Consider the following 19,769-nt stretch of genomic DNA (forward strand, 5'->3'; position numbering starts at 1 on the left):
TAAGTCCAAGATCATAATTATAAGTAAATGGTGAAATGAGCAAGCTAAAATACTACACTCTGATAATGCTCGGTAGCGATGGGAGACGCAAACTCAAAGAAATCGAGGTGGCGAAGATATTTTTTACTGAGATGTCTGCCGAATTTATTAATATTAATTCCGAATCAGATATCATTATCCAAAAGCGATTACTCGAATTGTCTCAAGATACTTCAAGTCGATTGAATCTGGTTGCCCAGCGTTGTTTACTCTGCTTTATTTCTTGGCAAATTGAGCAAACTTGCCTATCACTAGAGCAGCAATTTGGTAATTTTCATGGGTTTACAATTCATGATTTGTTAATATATGTTCTCGATGATGATGGTAGTTTACAAACATCAGATACTTATGAATGTCTTGGTAGAGAAATATTAGCAACTTTTGATCCAGATAAAAGTAGTCTTATTACTTGGACGAGTCGAAAGGTCAGACAGCATAGAGAACTCAATAAATATTTATTAGAGTGTGGTTTATATTTGGTAAGTGATTGGGCAATACTTAATGATACTAAAATTCAACAGCTACCAAAAATTTTAGGAGAGTTTCATTATTTAACAAGTATAGAAATTGAGCAAACACAAAAATTACTGTCAGCTTATCACAAAATTTATCGTGCCGAACGATTTCTTCAACGTGCTGAACGAAAATCATTAGGTAGATGTAAAGCACCTAATATTGAACAATTACAGGCAATTGTAGAAGTTTTGCAAAGACAAAATATTGATAATTCATTAACTAATTTATCGACAAAAGTAGTTATGCAGAAATTAGAAAAGTTAGCAGAACGGCTGCGAGAGTATCGGCTTCATATCAGAAATAATTCCTTTAAAACAGTATCTCTAGATGCAGAATTATATGAAAACTCTACTTTTATCCAACAGATTGCTGATACTAACTCAAAAAATATTATTATTGAAAGAGAGGAATTTGACGAGAAGAAAGAATTTTTGAAAAATTATCGTTGTCATCTGATAAGTTGTCTAGATAATGCCTTGAATACTGTCATTGATTCGCGGCTGGCAAAACTGAAAAAGAAAGATATAGACAAAGCGAATCAATTTATTATGGCATTACAATTATTTCACTGTCAAAGATTATCAATGGGTAAAATTGCCCAGCAGTTAGGTTTACGTGCCCAAGATGCTGTAGCTCGCTTATTAAAACTTAAGGAGTTTCGTGCTGATATCCACCGAGAAACTTTAGTAAAATTGCAAGATAGAGTTATGGAACTAGCACAAAAATATTCAACTCCAAAACAACTGAAAATTTTAGAATCTCAAATTACAGAAGTACTAGATGAACAAGTTATAAATATAATATCTCAAGCAGAAATTGAAGCTGCAAGTATGAAAAATTATTGTGAAATTAGTACTTTTTCTCAAAGACTTTGTAGACATTTAGATAATCAAAACTAGGTTTGTAGTTGCACTTTAGTACAAAAGTATTATTTTTTTGTAATTCTTCTTTCTTAATATTATGTATATTTTACCAATGTCACTTGAATTTGAACGTTTACCAACAGAATCTCTGAGTCTAGAAACAGAAGAGATTGAAAAAGCGATCGCATTAAGTTCTCAAATACCAGATGAATCCCGTCAATGGCAAACCTATTTAAATGCTTTGGGATTATTTACTTTTACAAAGTGGCTGGAAGAACGTGATAATCACCTCACAGTTAATTGGCAAGAATCAACTATTGCAAAACCAGAACTAGCAAATGTATTTCCTGTTGTTACCAATTTACAAGTTGGTCAATTTAAAATATGTTTGATTACTCTTGAGAGTCTATTTGATGAGCAAGTAAGTTTACCAAGATTAGTTATTGAATTATCTGAATTTATTCCCCATTTTTATGTGCTGATAGAAATATTAGAAGAGCAAGAGTCTGGGATTGTTCGAGGAGTTATGAATTATCAACAACTAAGAGACAATCTCACATCTTTATCCAGTCTCGATATTCAAGCAGATTGGACATATAAAATACCTTTAAATTGGTTTGAAAAAGACCCCAATAATTTATTACTATATTTACGTGCTGTAGAATCAGAAGCAATTCCCTTACCTGCATTAATGGAAAATCGTCAACAACAATTAGCAGCGATTGAAAATGAATTGGTGAGATTATTACCTCAATTACAAACATCAGAAATAGAATTATGGCAAGTTTTAAATTGGCAGCAAGGGAGTGTGATTTTAAATTTTCCTGAGTTGTTGGAATGGATATATAAATTGCAAAACAATAATTTAGAAATAGCAAATCTAGCTTCTGAGAAAACATATTTATTAGATTTAATTAAATTAATTACCCAACCTGCGCTCAACTTAGGACGTTGGTTGTGGGATGAATTAGATGAAATTGGAGAATCACTATCTTGGCAATTATTAAATTTAACACCTGCAAGAGAATTCCGTAGTCCAGTAGAAGAATTTGCAGTAATTAAATCACAGCTACAAACCCAAGGTGTGGAGATTCCGACAGTTGCAAGATGCGGACATCATAATTTTAATTTAGCTGGAAATCCATTAAGAATATATGCTGTTGCGTGGAATTCATCAACAGAAAATGACCCGAATATGTGGAGTTTAGTATTAATTTTGGGTACACCTGCACCAAATACTTTACCTCATAATTTACAATTTCGTTTGAGCGATCGCACTGGTATTTTGACAGAACAGCAGGTAAATCCACAACAGCTTAATTCCTACTTGTTTACTGCTGTAGCTGGTAATTGGGATGAAAAGTTTATTGCCAGTGTGAGTATAGCAAATGGAGTTGAGGTGACGTTATCACCCTTTGCATTTGACATTAGACAAGCTGGTTAATCAAGTTAAGTGTGGGGAATAATGGCTAAATTTTATCTGCAAGTACAAAAAATTGAGAAAAAATGCTTATTCCAACTTTCGTGGAATCAGAATCAAACACTCACTGCTGAACTTCACTATCCTGAAAATATCATTTCTGATTATAAAAATTGGCAAAGTATTTACCATAATTTTTACAGTCAAGAATTACGTGGAAAAGTGATTAATACAGGTGTTGTTGCACCTCCTCCGGTGGATTGGCAAGCACAATTAGTCCAAGCAGAAGCAAAACTTTTATGTGAATTTCATCAATGGTTACGTGGTAAAGAATTATATGATATTCGCTCGATTTTGACTGCAAATAATTTTAATAGTCAAAATATAAATAATCCGAATACAAGTAAATATAAACACACCTCTACAGATGTTTATACAGATATCTTTATTAGTTGTAATACTCCAGAATTAACACGTTTACCTTGGGAAGCATGGGAAATTAATAGCAAATCTTTGACAACTAAACTATCTATTTCTCGTCAACCGCTAAATATTCATCAAGATATCAAAAATATCAAGAAAACTCCCGGCAAAATCAGAATTTTAGCTATTTTTGGTGATGACAGTGGGCTAAGTTTTGAAAAAGAGAAGCAAGCTATTTTAGCATTGCAAAAACTAATTAAAGTTGATTTAATTTCTTGGCGAGAAGGTACAGATATCCAAAAATTAAAATCCGAAATAGTAAATAAATTAACAAGTGTTCAGGGATGGGATATTTTATTTTTTGCTGGACATAGTAGAGAAACAAACTTAACAGGAGGACAAATATCAATAGCGCCCAATGCTACTATTAGTTTAAGTGAAATTGAAAAACCATTAGCGACAGCGATCGCACAGGGATTAAAGTTTGCTTTATTCAACTCCTGTGATGGATTAAGTATTGCGAATAAATTAGTTGAATTAGGTTTAAATCAAGTTGCTATTATGCGGGAACCGATACATAATCGCGTTGCCGAAGAAATATTTGTGCAGTTTTTAAATAATGTTGCTCAATACCAAGATGTTCATCAAGCATTATTAGCAGCATGTGATTATCTCAAACTTGAAAAGAATCTAACTTACCCTAGTGCTTATTTAATTCCTTCCTTATTTCGTCATCCATCAGCACCTTTATTTCGTCTGGAACCCTTTGGATTTAAACAATATCTTAAAAGACTAAAACCAACACCATTAGAAGCAGCCATAATCTCAGCTTTAGCATTAATTAGTTTACAAATTCCGGTACAAACTTGGTTATTAGAAAAACGGGTTTTAGTGCAAGCAATCTATCGTAACTTGACAAATCAAGTTGAAGAACCAGTAAATAGAAATCCCCATGTAATTTTAGTTCAAATTGATAACGAATCTATTCAGAAAGCTAATATTTTAAGTCCACGACCAATAAATCGAGAATACATGGCGCAAATTATTGATAAACTGGTCGAATTAAAAGCACCTGTCGTCGGAATCGATTACTTATTGGATAGACCAGATTTAGAGCGCGATCGCATTCTGAATAAATCACTTCAATCTGGGTTAAAGTCTACATCAACAACGACACGTTTTGTGTTTGCCACAACCCGCGATTCCCAAGGTAAATGGTTAAGCGTACATCCTCAAATCGCTAATCCTAACTGGAGTTTAGCCGGAGAAATTGAAATTTTACCTGGGTGGTATGTGCAACTATTACCTAGTCATCCATCTAACTCTAACCCCAGAGCTTTGGCTTATCTTTTAGCCGTTTCCGAACGCTTACAACACTACGCAAATTCTCCAAAACCGCAATTAAACAGCAGACAAGACTTTTGGCAGCAAGTTAATAATTATATTGCCAAAGAAAATACTATTTTGACACCAGAACGAACGCGACTACAACCCTTAACAGCTTTTAGTTACAACCTTCAGCAAATGTGGTTGCATCCGATTATAGACTTTTCCATTCCTCCGCAACAGGTGTATAAAAATATTCCTGCATGGAAATTACTAGAATCTCACGAAAAATTACAAGGCAACATCATCATCGTTGCACCAGGAGGTTATGAGGAAGCAGGAACCGGACAAAATAATGAGGATAATTTCGAGTTACCTGCTGCAATGGGTTATTGGAGAAATCAAGAAAACCCCGATAATACTCGTGGGGTACTCACAGGTGGCGAAGTTCATGCCTATATGACCCATCACTACCTTAATAATCGCATGATTATACCAATTCCCGATTTGTGGATGGTTGCTTTAGGAATATTACTAGGTAAATTCACATCAGAATATCTTAGTAATAATCCGGAACAAAAGCGACAAGTGGTGATCCTATTAAGTGTAGGTTCTACAGTTTATACACTAATTAGCTTACAAACTTACATTTCATCATCTGCTATTCTTGTACCTTTGTTGTCACCAATAACAACTTTTGGATTCTACATCGTATCTGCTGTTTTCAAAACAGTAAATCATAAGTTAGATGATGACTGATTGCTGTGAAAAAAAAATCTGAATCTATGAATAGAACTATATTAATATTACGTATCTCAACCTTATCAGTTACAACTTTGATTAGTTTATTTTCCTTGCTTGTTCAACCTGTTTATTCGCAAAGAATTTCACCCACATCCAACTTTTGGAATAAAATATTTAAACCAGCGCGTGACCCAGAACCACCAATAAAACCCCGTAAAGGAGGTTCCCGCCCTGGACAAACACTTTGCCTCATTTCCCCAGACGCACCTGCCCAAAATCGAATTATTTGGAATACTCAACCTTTATTTATTTGGAAAAATGGAGTATCCCAGAAAAGTGAGGGAGTTGCAAAAGTGGCAGAAGTAAAAAAAATAGCAGTAGGAACTCTAGAAAGTAAAGGATATTTAAATACTCAAATTGTTACAGGAAAACAAAGTGTAAATTATCAAGGTGAACCCTTAAAACCCGGTCAAACCTATAAATGGTTCATCTTTTTAAATCAAGAAAGTACTTCTCCAGTAATGTTTATTCCCTTCCAAATCATGGAAGCACCTCAACGCAATCGTATTACTAGCGAATTAAAACTTTTGGAAAGATTGCAGAAAAATAAAAGTGCAGAAGCGATCGCATTACTAAAAGCCAAATATTTCGCAGATCAAGGATTATGGTCAGATGCATTACAGCAAGCATATTCTGTCCCTAAACCCTCATCAGAATTGTCCCAGTTAATCAAGGATTTGCCAAATCAGCTATGTAATTAAAAGGAAATAGGAAATCATAAATCGTACAGACGTAGTATGACTACGTCTTTTTTATGTAATTTATTTATTCAGGATATATTCATTCAAATTCATTCAAAACCATTTTGCATACCCCCTAAATTAGCCAGAGATATAAAACAATAGGAAACGAAAACACACCATTTTCTGAAAACTGCATACCCCCTTTTGACTGAGAAGTATAAATAATCAGAATAGCAAAGGGTTCGATTTCAGAAACTCGTAAACTATTGTCAAATTACTCAAATTATCATCATATTGGAGAAAATCAAATGAACAGTTTAAAAGGTTTCGCATCCGTAATCGTCGTATTTGGTTTAACAGTGTGCATACCCCATGCAAATGCTCAAATTAAATTGCAGCAAAATCAAATCCCAACAGAATCTCAAATAAATCCTGCTCAAGCCACAGGAAATAATCAAGATACTAGAGCTAAATTAAAGCAAGGATTTAATTTATTTTTCAAAGACAAAAATTATCAAGCTGCATTGCAAATTTTTAACGAGATAATTAAAGTCGAGCCGAATAATCAATATGCTTATCTCGGTAGAGGTGCAAGTTACTATGAATTGAGAAATTATCAAGCAGCTAAAGCAGATTTAGATCAAACAATTCAGATGGATGATACTATTCATTTTGCTTATTTATATAGAGGTTTCTCTCATTATGCGTTAGGAAGTAAAAATAGTGCGATCGTCGACCTAAAAATAGCAGCAAATCTATTTGAAAAAGATAACATGAAAGACATGGCTCAGGCAACACTTAATATTATTAACAAAATCAGTAATGCCTAAGTTGAAATCATTTAACTAATGTAAATAAATATTTTGATATTATCTGCGGGCTATATGCTCGCAGTAATTCAAAATCTCTCCTGGCGAACTGACAAAGGTATTAAAACCCTAACCAATATGCACAAATCTAATCTTATATCTCCCAAAAAATATTATAAAATAGCTAATTTTAGTTTGTCTATTTACATATTGAGTCTGTTGATATGTAGCCTTGGAATTACCATAGATACATCATATATTTTTAGGGAAAATAGTCTCAAAGCTGATAATTTTAATACTCTACCTCTGAATTTAGAACAGATTAAGCAAGTTGTGAAAACCCAAAATGCCACCATTGTTCAATATTCCATTCTCTACGACGAGATAATCGTCAATGGCAACAAACAAATTCAGGAATCAAGACTATTAACTTGGGTAATCAAACCAAACAGTGAAATTTCCATGCGCGAGGTTAATTTACAAGCAAGACGGTGTAAGCAGAGATTTTCATTTATCAAATTAATTCAGAAACAACACAGTTGTTCACAAGCGATCGCAAATCCTCAAAACGTAAATATACAAAAATTACATCTCAAAGAATTACACCAAATATTAATTGAACCAATAGCCGATTTATTACCAGATAAAACGCAAGGAAGAGTAATTTTTATTCCTCAAGGAGATTTGTTCCTAGTTCCCTTTATTGCATTACAAGATAACAATGATAAATATTTAATAGAAAAATATGTAATTCATACAGCACCATCAATTCAAGTCTTAGATTTACTATATCAGCGCCAAATCAAACGTCAATCAGGAAAATTTTCAACCCAGAAAAACACCAATACAAATATTAAAAGTGATGAATTATTAATAGTGGGAAATCCAACTGCACCCAAATTACCCCCAAAGCCAGGAGAAAAACCCTTGCAACTATTACCAATACCAGGTGCGGAGAAAGAAGCAAAAGCCATTGCCAAAATATTCAAAACACAAGCAATTACAGGTGATGCAGCAACAGAAACAACTATCGTCAAAAAAATGCCCCAAGCAAAAATTATACATTTGGCAACCCATGCTGTTGAACTGAATAACTCAAATGCGATCGCACTTGCTACTTCCACAAAAGACGATGGCTGGCTTTCAGTTGCAGAAATTCAAAAATTGCCTCTCAAAGCAGATTTGGTGGTATTGAGCGCTGCTAATACAGCTTTAGGACGCATCTCTAGTGATGGGATAATTGGGCTTTCCCGTGCTTTTTTTGTGGCTGGTGCAGATAGCATTATTGGTTCTCTCTGGGAAGTTGGTGATGAGGCAACGTCATTTTTAATGGTTAAATTTTATGAAAATTTCAGTAAAAATTCTGATAAAGCGAGTGCATTCCGCAAAGCTATATTGGAAACAATGAAAAAGTATCCAAATCCGCAAGATTGGGCTGGTTTTACGTCAATTGGTTTGTTGTAATGGTGAGGGGTTATTGATTATGCGTTTTGATAAAGTTGGATTAGGTAAGCTTAGTCTAAATGGGTTAATTTTTTTATTAGTTATTTTTTCGACTTCGTTTGATGGTAATTTGCCTATTTTAAGTAATACATCAAAGGTATTCGCGCAGACGATAGACGCACGTAAAAATCAAGCCGATCAACTATTAGAGCAAGGTATAGATCAGTTCCAAACAGGTAATTTAAAAGCTGCTTTGTTGTCTTACGAAAAAGCACTGCAAATATATCGACAAATTAAGGATAGGACAGGTGAAGCACAAGCACTAGGTAATCTGGGAAATGCCTACTATATTCTCGGTGATTATCGCAAAGCAATTGACTTCCACCAACAAAGTTTAGTAATTTTTAGACAAATTGGTGATCGCGCTGGTGAAGGTCGTTCTCTGGGAAATCTAGGAGTTGCTTACAATGCTCTGGGGGAATATCAAAAAGCAATTGAATTTCACCAACAACGTTTAAAAATTGCCAAAGAACTTGGCGATCGCCCGGGTATTGCTTCTGCTTTAAGTAATTTAGGAAGTGTTTACTTTTCCCTGGGGGAATACCAAAAAGCGATTGAATTCCACCAACAGCGTTTAGCAATATCTAAGGAACTTGGCGATCGCTCCGGTGTGGGAAAAGCACTGCTGAATTTGGGAAATGTTTATTATTACCAAGGAGAGTTCCCAAAAGCAATTGATTTCTACCAACAAGCTTTAACTATCTTCCCCCAAATTGGCGATCGCCGAGGTGAAGGTCTTGTACTAGGTAATTTAGGAGCTGTTTACTCTTCCCTTGGGGAATACCAAAAAGCAATTAAGTTATATCAACAAAGTTTAGCAATTGCGACAGAGATTGGCGATCGCGCACAGCAAGCAACAAGGTTAAATAATTTGGGAAATGCTTATAGTGATTTAGGGGAACCTCAAAAAACAGTTGAGTTCCTCCAACAAGCTTTAAAAGTTTTCCAACAAATAGGCGATCGTCCTGGTGAAGGTAATGTACTCGGTAGCTTGGGAAATGCTTACTATTCCCAAGGAGACTACAAACAAGCAATAGACTTCCACCAACAAAGTTTAGCAATCTTCAAAAAAATAGGCGATCGCTCCGGTGAAGGTGGTGCGCTGGGTGGTTTGGGAAATATTTACAATTCCTTGGGAGAATATCAAAAAGCAATTGAGTTCCACCAACAGCGTTTACAAATTTCCAAACAAATTGGCGAACGTACCGGTGAAAGTGCTGCGCTGACAAATCTGGGAAATGCTTATGGTTCCCTCAAAGATTATCAAAAAGCGATTGAATCCTACCAACAAGCTTTAGCACTTGACAACAAAATCGGTAATCGTTCTGGGATTGGCAAGGCGTTAGGTAATTTAGGAACAGTGTATGATGCTTTAGGGGACTATCAAAAAGCCATAGACTTCTACCAACAGCGCTTAAAAATTGCCAAAGAAATCGGTGAGCGTTCCGGGGAAGCATCTGTCCTCACAAATTTGGGGAATGTGTATGATGCTCTGGGAGAACCAAAAAAAGCCATCGACTTCCAGCAACAAGCTTTGGGTATCTTCAAACAAATAGGCGATCGTTTTGGTGAAGGTGCTGCGCTCAATAATTTGGGTTCTACTTTCAGGAAATCGGGAAATCTTTCCGCAGCAGAAAGGGTATTAAAGCAGGGAATTGAAGTTTGGAAATCTCAACGTGGTAAGTTAGCTGATCGAAATGATTTGAAAATTTCCATCTTTGAGCAGCAAACACGTACCTATGAAATTTTGCAGCGAGTTTTAATTGCTCAAAACAAAACCGATGCAGCTTTAGAAGTCTCAGAAAATGGACGCGCAAGAGCTTTCGTGGACTTATTAATTAGTCGTTTGCAACCTAATAGTAATGCTTCCACAGAAATCAACATTAACCAAATTAAACAAATAGCCAAATCCCAAAATGCAATCCTGGTTCAATATTCAATAATTACTGACGAATTCAAAATCGCAGGTAAAGAACAAAGCAAAGAATCTGAACTATATATTTGGGTCATCAAACCCACCGGAGAAATAACCTTCCGCAAAGCTGATCTCAAACCATTGTGGCAAAAAGAAAACACAACTTTAAAAGATATTGTAACTATCACCCGCGAATCAATTGGTGTTAGAGGTACAGCTTTTCGCGGAATTGACGTATCCTACAATCCTGATGCACCCAAAGCTGTTAACCGTCTCAAACGTCTGCATGAATTATTAATTGCCCCCATTGCAGACTTACTCCCCAAAAATCCTAACGCTAGAGTTACATTCATTCCCCAAGCTAGCTTGTTCCTGGTTCCCTTCCCCGCACTCCAAGACAAAGACGGCAAGTATTTAATCGAAAAACATACCATCCTTACATCCCCATCAATTCAGGTTTTAGACCTTACTCGCAAACAGAAACAACGCATTGGCAACAAACCCATCCAGGGTAATAATATGCTGATTGTCGGAAATCCCACCATGCCTGCTGTATCCCCAAAAATTGGCGAAGTACCACAACAATTATCAGCATTACCTGGTGCTGAACTAGAAGCAAATGCGATCGCTAAATTATTCAAAACCCAATCTCTCATCGGCAACCAGGCGACGGAAACCGAAGTAACTAAACGTTTGTTTCAAGCTCAATTTATCCACTTTGCAACCCACGGTTTATTTGACGATATCCAAGGATTAAACAGTAGTATCGCCCTAGCTTCAGGTAACAAAAACAATGAGAAAAGTGATGGATTACTAACTGCCGGGGAAATCCTGGATTTAAAATTGAATGCCGAATTAGTTGTACTTAGTGCTTGCGATACCGGAAGGGGAAAAATTTCTGGGGATGGGGTAATTGGTTTATCGCGTTCCCTAATTAGTGCGGGTGTACCTAGTGTGCTTGTGTCCCTTTGGGCGGTTCCAGATGCGCCGACAGCCGAGTTAATGACGGAATTTTATCAAAATCTGCAAAAAAGTCCCGACAAAGCCCAGGCATTACGACAGGCGATGTTAAAGACCATGAAACAGCATCCAAATCCCAGTGCTTGGGCTGCTTTTACCTTGATTGGGGAAGCGGAGTAATAGGAAATCGGTAAAAATTGATTTTTCCGCAAAAACTGCATACCCCCTAGGTGATTGAGAAATATACATCATTAGAACACCACACCCAGTTTATTCTAAGTGTATCTACTAGTATTTAAGTCTAATTTGATTTTTTATCTCTCAACTATTTTCAGGAGAATTTATGCATTTAGCAACAAAACTAACAGCAGGATTATTAACTTTAGGAACATTAATAACCGGAGTATTACCAGCGATCGCTCGTCCAGCAACCTTAGATAGTAGAAGTAATTTGCGAACAGAGCCTTCTGTAAAAGCACCTGTTGAGGAAATTTTACCATCGGGTAGCTCTGTCGAAGTCATGAATATTCGATTGGCGAATGATGGCAAATACTGGTATTATGTACAACCAAAAGTTGAAGGTAGACTAAGCGGTTGGATACGGAGTGATTTAGTTCGATTTAAACTCAGTAACAAGCGTTATGCAACCTTAGCAGGTAATCGTGGCAATAAAATCAATGTGCGATCGGCTCCTAGCTTAAATAGTAAAGTCCTACACTACGGTCTTTCTGGGGATTTGGTGACGGTGGAAAATACTTATACAGAGTATGGAAAACTACGTTGGTACCAGGTGAGATTCCCCAGTAATGCGACTGGTTGGGTGCGGGAAGACCTACTCTCAATCTGGCAGCAAGGATGCATTATCACTTGTCCAACGAATTAAGCGATCGCATTGTGTCTGTCAGGGAATACTGTAATTAAAGTCATATTTTAATGGCACCTTTGATTAATGTTTTCTATTAATTTTATTCCTGTTTATTGGCGTATCCTAATATCCTTGTAATTATATATATTTAATTTGCAATTAATGTGCAAATAGCCTTGATTATCCAGTAAGACTGTGAATATTTTGTGTGTCAATTAATCTGTTTAATACCAGATAAAATTCCTAATGACTATGCCAAAATTAAATTATATTTCTAGATTAGCAACAAAAACACGGAAATATATTTATTGCCATTGTAGTGATTAAGGTGAAATACTAAATGTAAGATTTTTGTGACTTGCTTGATGCTTAAAAGTTGAATTTAAAATCAAAATGCATCAAAACAAATTAGTAAAAATTAAACTTATTAGATATCTTCATTCCCGACTATAGGGTGCATAAAAAATTATCGCTGACAAAATATCAAGCTAGCAGGAAATAGGTAAAATATACAGATAAGACTATGGTTCCCAACAAATTTGAACAACCAGAAGTGAATACTCACAATATTTCAACAGGTAAATACCTCACAGCATTTCAACGCAAATTCCTGAAACAAAAACAACAAGAAAATTTGTCCAGTTCCTACCATCAGCGCATAGAAATTATGTTGTTAGCAGATGAAGGCAAAACTCAAACAGAAATTTGTCAAATATTAGGTTGTTGTCCAGCAACAGTTAGACATTGGATGCACATTGCTCGTACTGGAATGGCACATCAATGGCAGGATTGTCCCTTGGGTCGTCCAAAAGCAATTAATCAGGAATATATAGAACGGTTGCAAGAATTGCTTTCCCAAAGTCCCCGTGACTATGGCTATGGCTTTAGACGCTGGACAATTAGCTGGTTGAGAAAACACTTAGCAAAAGAATTAGGAATTGAAGTGAGCGATCGCCATCTTAAGCGAGTCCTCAAACAGATGGGATTATCAACAATTCCCAAACCTAATCCATCTGAGAGTGAAAATACAGAGAAAACTTCAGGAGGGGCAAAAATCTCCATCTCCGACCTTAAAGTTGAGAATTCACCAGACCACAGCAAATTTTTTCTTTTGGAAGCGGAAAAATAATTCCACATCAAATACATATCCAAATTCATTAGAGATTTAGAATTTCATGGCGCAATATATATCAGAGTTACTATCTTTGCAGCAATTATCCACTGTCTTAGGTTATTCCCTCTCCCCAGAAGACTTACAGCACTGTCTCAAACAAGTTAAATATCTTACTCCCAAAGTGGGAAAATTTTGGCAAGGTACAAATGTTGAAGCAGGTATTTATATTGTGCTTGCAGGTAAAGTCAGATTGCTTGATGATGCAGGTGAACTGATTACAACCTTGGAAGTAGGAGCTTCATTTGGTGAATTTACCTTGTTTAAAGAAGTGGGTTTTCAGCCTTACTCAGCAAGAGCTAGTATTAATTTACACTTGATACTCCTTCCTCAGCAAGTCCTGTCGCCATTAATAGCCAAGTATCCGCAAATTTACGACTACTTACAAACACAAGCACAAAAGCTCAATTCTCTAATAGTAAAATCTGATACCAGAATTCCATCTTCTGCTCTTCCTATTTCCCCATCTCCTCAAATTACTCCAGCAACACCCAAACCAGAGAAAAAAGTCAGTAAAGCTTACTTTCCCAACCCTACACAACGAGTAGGGCATTTATGGCAGCATGTAACTAAAAGGTATCCATTTTTTGCCCAACAAAGTTCATCCGACTGCGGTGCAGCTTGTTTGGTGATGGTATCTCGATATTGGGGAAAAAATTTTAGTATCAATCGCATTCGAGATATTGCCAATGTCGATCGCAATGGTGCATCTCTGCGGGGCTTATCGGCAGCAGCAGAGAGTATCGGATTTAACACCAGACCCGTCAAAGCTAGTCTCAACCAATTAGCAAAGCAAAAATTACCTGCGATCGCACATTGGGAAGGCAAACATTACATTGTTGTCTACGAGATTACCAAAAAGTCTGTCATAGTTGCAGACCCTGCGATCGGTCAACGTAGTCTGACTCATCGGGAATTTCAGGCAGATTGGACTGGATATGCACTGCTACTACAACCCACAGTCTTTTTCAAGGAAGCGAAAGAAACTATCACTCCATTTTGGCAATTTTTTGAGTTAATCAAACCTCATAATGTAGTAATGTTGGAGGTATTTATTGCTTCCATTTTCATCCAAATATTTGGATTAATCACACCCTTATTTACCCAGTTAATTTTAGATAGAGTAGTAGTTCAACGTTCGGAATTAACTTTAACAGCATTTGGTTTAGGATTACTAATATTTAGCTTATTTCGGGTAGCGATGACTGGGTTGCGGCAATATCTTCTCGACCATACAGCAAATCGTATAGACGTTGCTTTAATTATTGGTTTTGTTCAGCATACTTTACGTTTGCCATTGGATTTTTTTGAATCTCGTTATGTAGGAGATATTATTTCTCGACTGCACGAAAATAAAAAAATTCAACGTTTTCTCTCTGGAGAAGCACTATCTATTCTTTTAGATTTAGTCACTGTCGTTATCTATTTAGGATTAATGTTTTTGTACAGTTGGAAAATGGCATTGTTGTCATTAATAATCGTACCACCTTTTGCATTGCTAGCACTAATTACTACACCATTTTTACAGAAAATTTCGCGAGAAATATTTAATGCTGTAGCAAAAGAAAGTAGTTATCTGATTGAAGTCCTTTCTGGTATACGAACAGTGAAAGCTACAGCAGTAGAACAAACAGTACGCTGGCATTGGGAGGAATTACTAAATAAAGAAGTAAAAACCAACTTTTCTGGACAAGTTATCGGTAATCGTCTGCAAATATTTAGTAACACTATTGAAGCGATAGTTACAACGACTTTGTTGTGGCATGGAGCATGGTTAGTCATTCAAAATCAACTTACTATCGGACAATTAGTAGCATTTAATATGTTAGTAGGTAATATTATCAGACCTTTCCAAAGGCTAACTGTGCTATGGAACGAATTACAGGAAGTAATGATTTCTGTAGAACGAATTAATGATGTTTTAGATACAGAAACAGAAGAAGACTTACACCATCAAATTCGACAATTTTTACCACCAATTCAGGGTGAAATTCTCTTTGAAAATGTGACATTTCGTTATCATCCAGAAAGTAATGTAAATATTATTGAAAATCTTTCATTTACAATCAAACCTGGACAAATGGTAGCACTAGTAGGGCGTAGTGGTTCGGGTAAAACCACAATTTCCAAATTAGTTTTAGGGTTGTATCCTCCTACAGACGGCAAAATATTAATTGATAGACAAGATATTAGTCGTATATCTCTACGTTCCCTACGACAACAGATAGGAGTAGTTGACCAAGATACATTTTTATTTGGTGGCACAATTCGGGAAAATATTAGTTTAGGATATCCCAGTGCTAGCTTAGAAGAAATTATCGAAGCAGCAAGATTAGCAGGTGCAGATGATTTTATTAAAAAATTGCCGATGGGGTATGAAAGCCAAATAGGAGAAGGTGGAGGAATGCTATCAGGAGGACAGAGACAAAGAATTGCGATCGCGAGAACTTTATTAGGTAATCCCAAGTTACTAATTTTAGATGAAGCAACTTCTCATCTAGACACAGAATCAGAGAGAATCATTCAAAATAATTTCAACACAATTTTGCAAGGAAGAACCACATTAGTAATAGCCCATCGTTTTTCTACAGTTAGGAATGCTGATGTAATTTTAGTGCTAGATAAAGGTGTGCTAATCGAGACTGGAAATCATGAAGAGTTAATGACAAAGCGTGGACATTATTATTATCTGAATCAACAGCAGCTAGAGAATGCTGCATAATTAGGCAAGATATGAAAAGATGAAAGTATCATCATAATTTTCTTATAAATATCTAATTACAATTCAAAATCTAAAAACTAAAATATTTTATGTCTAATTCATTCAAAAATCAAATACAAATATCATGCGAGAATAATATTTCAGCTAGTATTTCTCCAGATAAAGTAACCACATTATCCGAAGATTGGTCTGAAGCCAGCAAAGAATTACTTGATAGTTTACCTATAGTTTGGACAAGAGGAATACTATATTTTTTATTCATCTTTGTTTCTATCACATTACCTTGGGCAATGTTATCAAAAGTAGATGAAACAGGAACAGCCAGAGGACAATTAGAACCTAAAGGTAAAACAACAAAATTAGATAGTGCAGTTGCAGGAACTGTTACAATCATTCCCGTAAAAGAAGGCGAATTAGTTAAAGTAGGAGAACCAATATTAATCTTAGATTCAGAATTAGTTCAGGCAGAATTACGTCAGGGGAAAGAAAAATTAGAAGGACAAGTTAACAGGCGATCGCAATTAAATATACTCAAGAATCAACTAGTTGTATCCTTAGCTACTCAACGGCAACAAAATCAAGCTCAAGAGTTAGAAAAACAAGCACAAATTGAGCAAGCAAAACAAAATTTTCTCGCCCTCAAAAATTCCTATGAAATCAAACAAGAAGAAAAGCAAACGCAAGTTAATCAAGCAGAGCAAAGTATTGAACAAGCTCAAACCACAAATAAATTATTAGACAATAGTTTAGAAAGCGCTCAAAGGGAGGTAGAACGTTACAGCAAACTTAAACAACAAGGTGCTGTAGCAGAAATTAATGTCGTCGAAAAGCAAGATATAGTTAAAGAAAGACAGAAATTATACGAACAAAGCAAATCAGATATTAAACAGGCACATCTACGTCTAGATGAGCAGAAAAGTAGCTATCAACGCACAATTAGTCAAGCAAAAGCAGAAATTGAACAAGCTTATTTACGTTTGAAAGAACAACAACGAAGTTCTCAAACCTTAATTCATTCTGGAAAAATTGCTTTACTCAAAAGCGAAGAGCAATTAAATAATTTAGAAACAGAAATAACAACATTACAATCAGAAATTGCTCAAACTAAAAGTCAAATCAATAGCTTACAGTTACAATCACAGCAACGAGTAATAAAATCACCAATTGCAGGTAGAGTTTTTCAACTACCAATTCAACGTCCCGGTTCTGTTGTCCAAGCTGGTACAAGAGTAGCAGAAATTGCTCCCGCAGGTTCACCGCTAATTATTCGCGCTCAAATGGCAACTCCAGAAAGTGGTTCTCTACGTAAAGGATTACCAGTCAAACTCAAATTTGATGCCTATCCATTTCAAGATTATGGAGTAATTGAAGGGGAATTACTAGAAATTTCTCCTACTACCTCACAAGTCGATACTGCCAATGGAAAATTTTCTGCATATAACTTAGAAATTTCTCTGAAAAGTGATTGTATTCCTAGTAAAGATAAATGTATTCTTTTGCGTCCTGGTGATACAGCAACAGCAGAAGTAATAGTACGTCAACGTCGAATTATTGATTTTCTACTACACCCATTTAAGAAGTTGCAAGAGGGAGATTTGAAACTTTAGTAAATATCACTTATCAAGGTTAATAATTTTGCACGGGTAAACATTGAATACCCTATTCCCGAAAAATAATTACACAATTGAGAAAAAATCATGTCAGAACCTATCACCATTACCAACGATGAAATTCTGCAACAAATTAAGCTATCTTGCAAAATTCCCGACATAATTGAAGGGATTTTAACTCGTAAGATAATTGAAAATTATGCTGCGGAAGCGGGGATTAAAATTGAGACAGAAGAACTTCAGAAAACAACAGATACCTTACGTTTTACTAACAAGCTTAATAGTGCTGTGGATACTTGGAGATGGTTAGAAAAACATGGACTTTCCTTAGATGAATTTGAAAAAATTGTGTACAATACAGTTTTATCAGGGAAATTAGCTAATCATCTTTTTGATAATAAGGTTGAACAGTATTTTCATGAAAATAAACTTAATTTTATGAGTGCAGTTATCTATGAAGTTATCTTAGATGATGAAGATTTGGCTATAGAGCTTTATTACGTTATTCAAGAAGGTGAAATGAGCTTTTATGATGTTGCTCACCAATATATTCAGGATACAGAATTGCGTCGGAAAGGTGGATATTTAGGTGTCGTGTATCGCCAAGATTTAAAGCCTGAAATTTCCCCTGCTATTTTTACAGCTAAACCACCACAGCTTCTGAAACCAATTGTCAGTTCAAAAGGTGTGCATTTGATTTTTGTGGAAGAGATTATTCAACAGGAATTGGATAATAAGTTGCGTTTACAAATTTTGTCAGATTTGTATATTGCATGGTTGAAACAAAAAATTCAGCAAGTAGAAGTTATTCAGGATTTGAATTTGGTACTTCAAGAGGCTTAAAGTTATCTAGTTATAGTGATTTTAAATTATTCTTAAACAACAAAAACCCCGACTCTTAAAATCGGGGTTTTTAGGCTTTTGCGTTAGGTACAATTAAATCAAGATTTTCAAACTGAAGATAGCTAAAACTATCTTCAGCAATGATTTATCTATAGGACAGCTTCATAGATGGTAATCCCAGGCACTGCTATAGCAGCAACACCACCCAAACCTAGCTACATTTAGCCCGTTATCTGTAGAATCCACCTTGAATACTAGCATTTACAAAACCTTTGCTGGATCGTATGCTTTCCACGTTCCATCTGATTGACATTGATAGTTTTTTTGGTCATTGCCCATTGTAACTATAGCACCTGTTGAATATCCTTGACCTGCATACGTACAGTCTCCACCGAGAATTTCTTTTTGCTCATTTTCAGAAAGTTTAATCAATTGGTCTTCTGAATTTGTAACGTTGAGTTCATCAATTGCGAGGTTAGCCATTTTGAAATATACTCCTAATATCAGTCATGATTGTGTTTTAGACGTTCCAAAAGTAGGATAGAAAATAGCAACCCATACAAGGGTTAGGGCTGCTTGATCTCATTCACAATAAATGTAAATATTTTTGCTTATTTACTTCTGAATCACGGTATATGTTTGTACTTGCCATGTACCGTTTGCCATACAAGTTTTATCTACCCCTTTACTGCCCTGCGTTATTGTAGAACCTGTTGAATATCTGTCACCTGCATAATAGCAGTCTCCACCAAGGATTTGTTTTTGCTCATGTTCAGAAATTTCAATCAATTGGTCTGTTAAACTTGAAAAGTTAAGTTCATCAATTACAAAACTAGTCATTTGGAAATCTACTCCTATATGAGTTGTATTAGTGTTTTGTTTGTGAGTGTTTTCCCTCTCACACTCATATTATCTCTATTTTTTTAATAAGATCAAGTATTTTTTAAATGATAAGATGACATAAAAAATACATTTTTAAATCGATAAAATTAATAGTTTTCCTTTTAATAAATACTTCAATTAGATGATTATTTAAACTTGCCTAAAATCCCTCATTAAATTATTATTTTATTATATTAAATCCGCATTTCAAGGCTAACAAATTTCATTTGCAAAACAAAAATAAAACATTTATGTCTTATTTTCTAAATTAGCAACAGCACCAAAAATAAACACGCCAAAAATCAACCCAAGAAAATCTTAGGTTGATAAAAAATAAATATTCAGATTTGAGACACAATCAATCCATAGGAATCATGTTTGATTATTGTTGGCGTAGCCTGTACTTTGCACTTAC

At 35.4% G+C, this 19,769-nt stretch carries 14 protein-coding genes; 12 read left to right on the plus strand and 2 right to left on the minus strand.

The window, feature by feature from the left end:
* Window positions 1–35: 35 nt before the first annotated feature.
* The 12 genes from VB733_RS23390 (at window position 36) to VB733_RS23445 (ending at window position 18,472) form a co-directional block, all read left to right on the plus strand.
* Complete coding sequence (locus tag VB733_RS23390; protein WP_323342455.1) at window positions 36–1,454, plus strand: hypothetical protein; 1,419 nt, start codon at window positions 36–38, stop codon at window positions 1,452–1,454.
* A gap of 76 nt (window positions 1,455–1,530) precedes the next feature.
* Window positions 1,531–2,862 carry a DUF1822 family protein gene (locus VB733_RS23395; RefSeq protein WP_323342456.1) on the plus strand — a complete coding sequence of 444 codons (1,332 nt, stop codon included), beginning with the start codon at window positions 1,531–1,533 and terminating at the stop codon, window positions 2,860–2,862.
* A 21-nt stretch (window positions 2,863–2,883) separates the two neighbouring features.
* Window positions 2,884–5,346: a CHASE2 domain-containing protein gene (locus VB733_RS23400; RefSeq protein ID WP_323342457.1), complete on the plus strand. Its 2,463-nt coding sequence runs from the start codon at window positions 2,884–2,886 to the stop codon at window positions 5,344–5,346.
* Window positions 5,347–5,372: 26 nt separating this feature from the next.
* Complete coding sequence (locus VB733_RS23405) at window positions 5,373–6,092, plus strand: DUF928 domain-containing protein (RefSeq protein ID WP_323342458.1); 720 nt, start codon at window positions 5,373–5,375, stop codon at window positions 6,090–6,092.
* Between the two features lie 290 nt (window positions 6,093–6,382).
* On the plus strand, window positions 6,383–6,904 hold the full coding sequence (locus tag VB733_RS23410; protein WP_323342459.1) for a tetratricopeptide repeat protein: 522 nt from the start codon (window positions 6,383–6,385) through the stop codon (window positions 6,902–6,904).
* A 174-nt stretch (window positions 6,905–7,078) separates the two neighbouring features.
* Window positions 7,079–8,347 (plus strand): CHAT domain-containing protein, encoded by a 1,269-nt coding sequence (locus VB733_RS23415; RefSeq protein ID WP_323342460.1) that lies wholly within the window; start codon window positions 7,079–7,081, stop codon window positions 8,345–8,347.
* 19 nt (window positions 8,348–8,366) lie between these two features.
* Window positions 8,367–11,441, plus strand: a complete 3,075-nt coding sequence (locus VB733_RS23420; RefSeq protein ID WP_323342461.1) for a CHAT domain-containing tetratricopeptide repeat protein — start codon at window positions 8,367–8,369, stop codon at window positions 11,439–11,441.
* A gap of 163 nt (window positions 11,442–11,604) precedes the next feature.
* Window positions 11,605–12,144 carry an SH3 domain-containing protein gene (locus tag VB733_RS23425; protein ID WP_323342462.1) on the plus strand — a complete coding sequence of 180 codons (540 nt, stop codon included), beginning with the start codon at window positions 11,605–11,607 and terminating at the stop codon, window positions 12,142–12,144.
* A 505-nt stretch (window positions 12,145–12,649) separates the two neighbouring features.
* Window positions 12,650–13,255, plus strand: coding sequence for a helix-turn-helix domain-containing protein (locus VB733_RS23430; protein WP_323342463.1), 606 nt, complete (start codon window positions 12,650–12,652; stop codon window positions 13,253–13,255).
* A 46-nt stretch (window positions 13,256–13,301) separates the two neighbouring features.
* Window positions 13,302–16,019, plus strand: coding sequence for a peptidase domain-containing ABC transporter (locus VB733_RS23435; protein ID WP_323342464.1), 2,718 nt, complete (start codon window positions 13,302–13,304; stop codon window positions 16,017–16,019).
* Between the two features lie 89 nt (window positions 16,020–16,108).
* Window positions 16,109–17,626: an HlyD family efflux transporter periplasmic adaptor subunit gene (locus VB733_RS23440; RefSeq protein WP_323342465.1), complete on the plus strand. Its 1,518-nt coding sequence runs from the start codon at window positions 16,109–16,111 to the stop codon at window positions 17,624–17,626.
* Window positions 17,627–17,716: 90 nt separating this feature from the next.
* Window positions 17,717–18,472: a peptidylprolyl isomerase gene (locus VB733_RS23445; protein WP_323342466.1), complete on the plus strand. Its 756-nt coding sequence runs from the start codon at window positions 17,717–17,719 to the stop codon at window positions 18,470–18,472.
* A 261-nt stretch (window positions 18,473–18,733) separates the two neighbouring features.
* On the opposite strand, the gene VB733_RS23450 is transcribed toward VB733_RS23445, so the two are convergent.
* Window positions 18,734–18,955 (minus strand): hypothetical protein, encoded by a 222-nt coding sequence (locus VB733_RS23450; protein ID WP_323342467.1) that lies wholly within the window; start codon window positions 18,953–18,955, stop codon window positions 18,734–18,736.
* 132 nt (window positions 18,956–19,087) lie between these two features.
* Window positions 19,088–19,312: a hypothetical protein gene (locus VB733_RS23455; RefSeq protein ID WP_323342468.1), complete on the minus strand. Its 225-nt coding sequence runs from the start codon at window positions 19,310–19,312 to the stop codon at window positions 19,088–19,090.
* Window positions 19,313–19,769 lie beyond the last annotated feature (457 nt).

It is taken from the genome of Calothrix sp. UHCC 0171 (assembly GCF_034931845.1).
In the GTDB taxonomy this organism is placed as follows: Bacteria; Cyanobacteriota; Cyanobacteriia; order Cyanobacteriales; family Nostocaceae; genus Brunnivagina.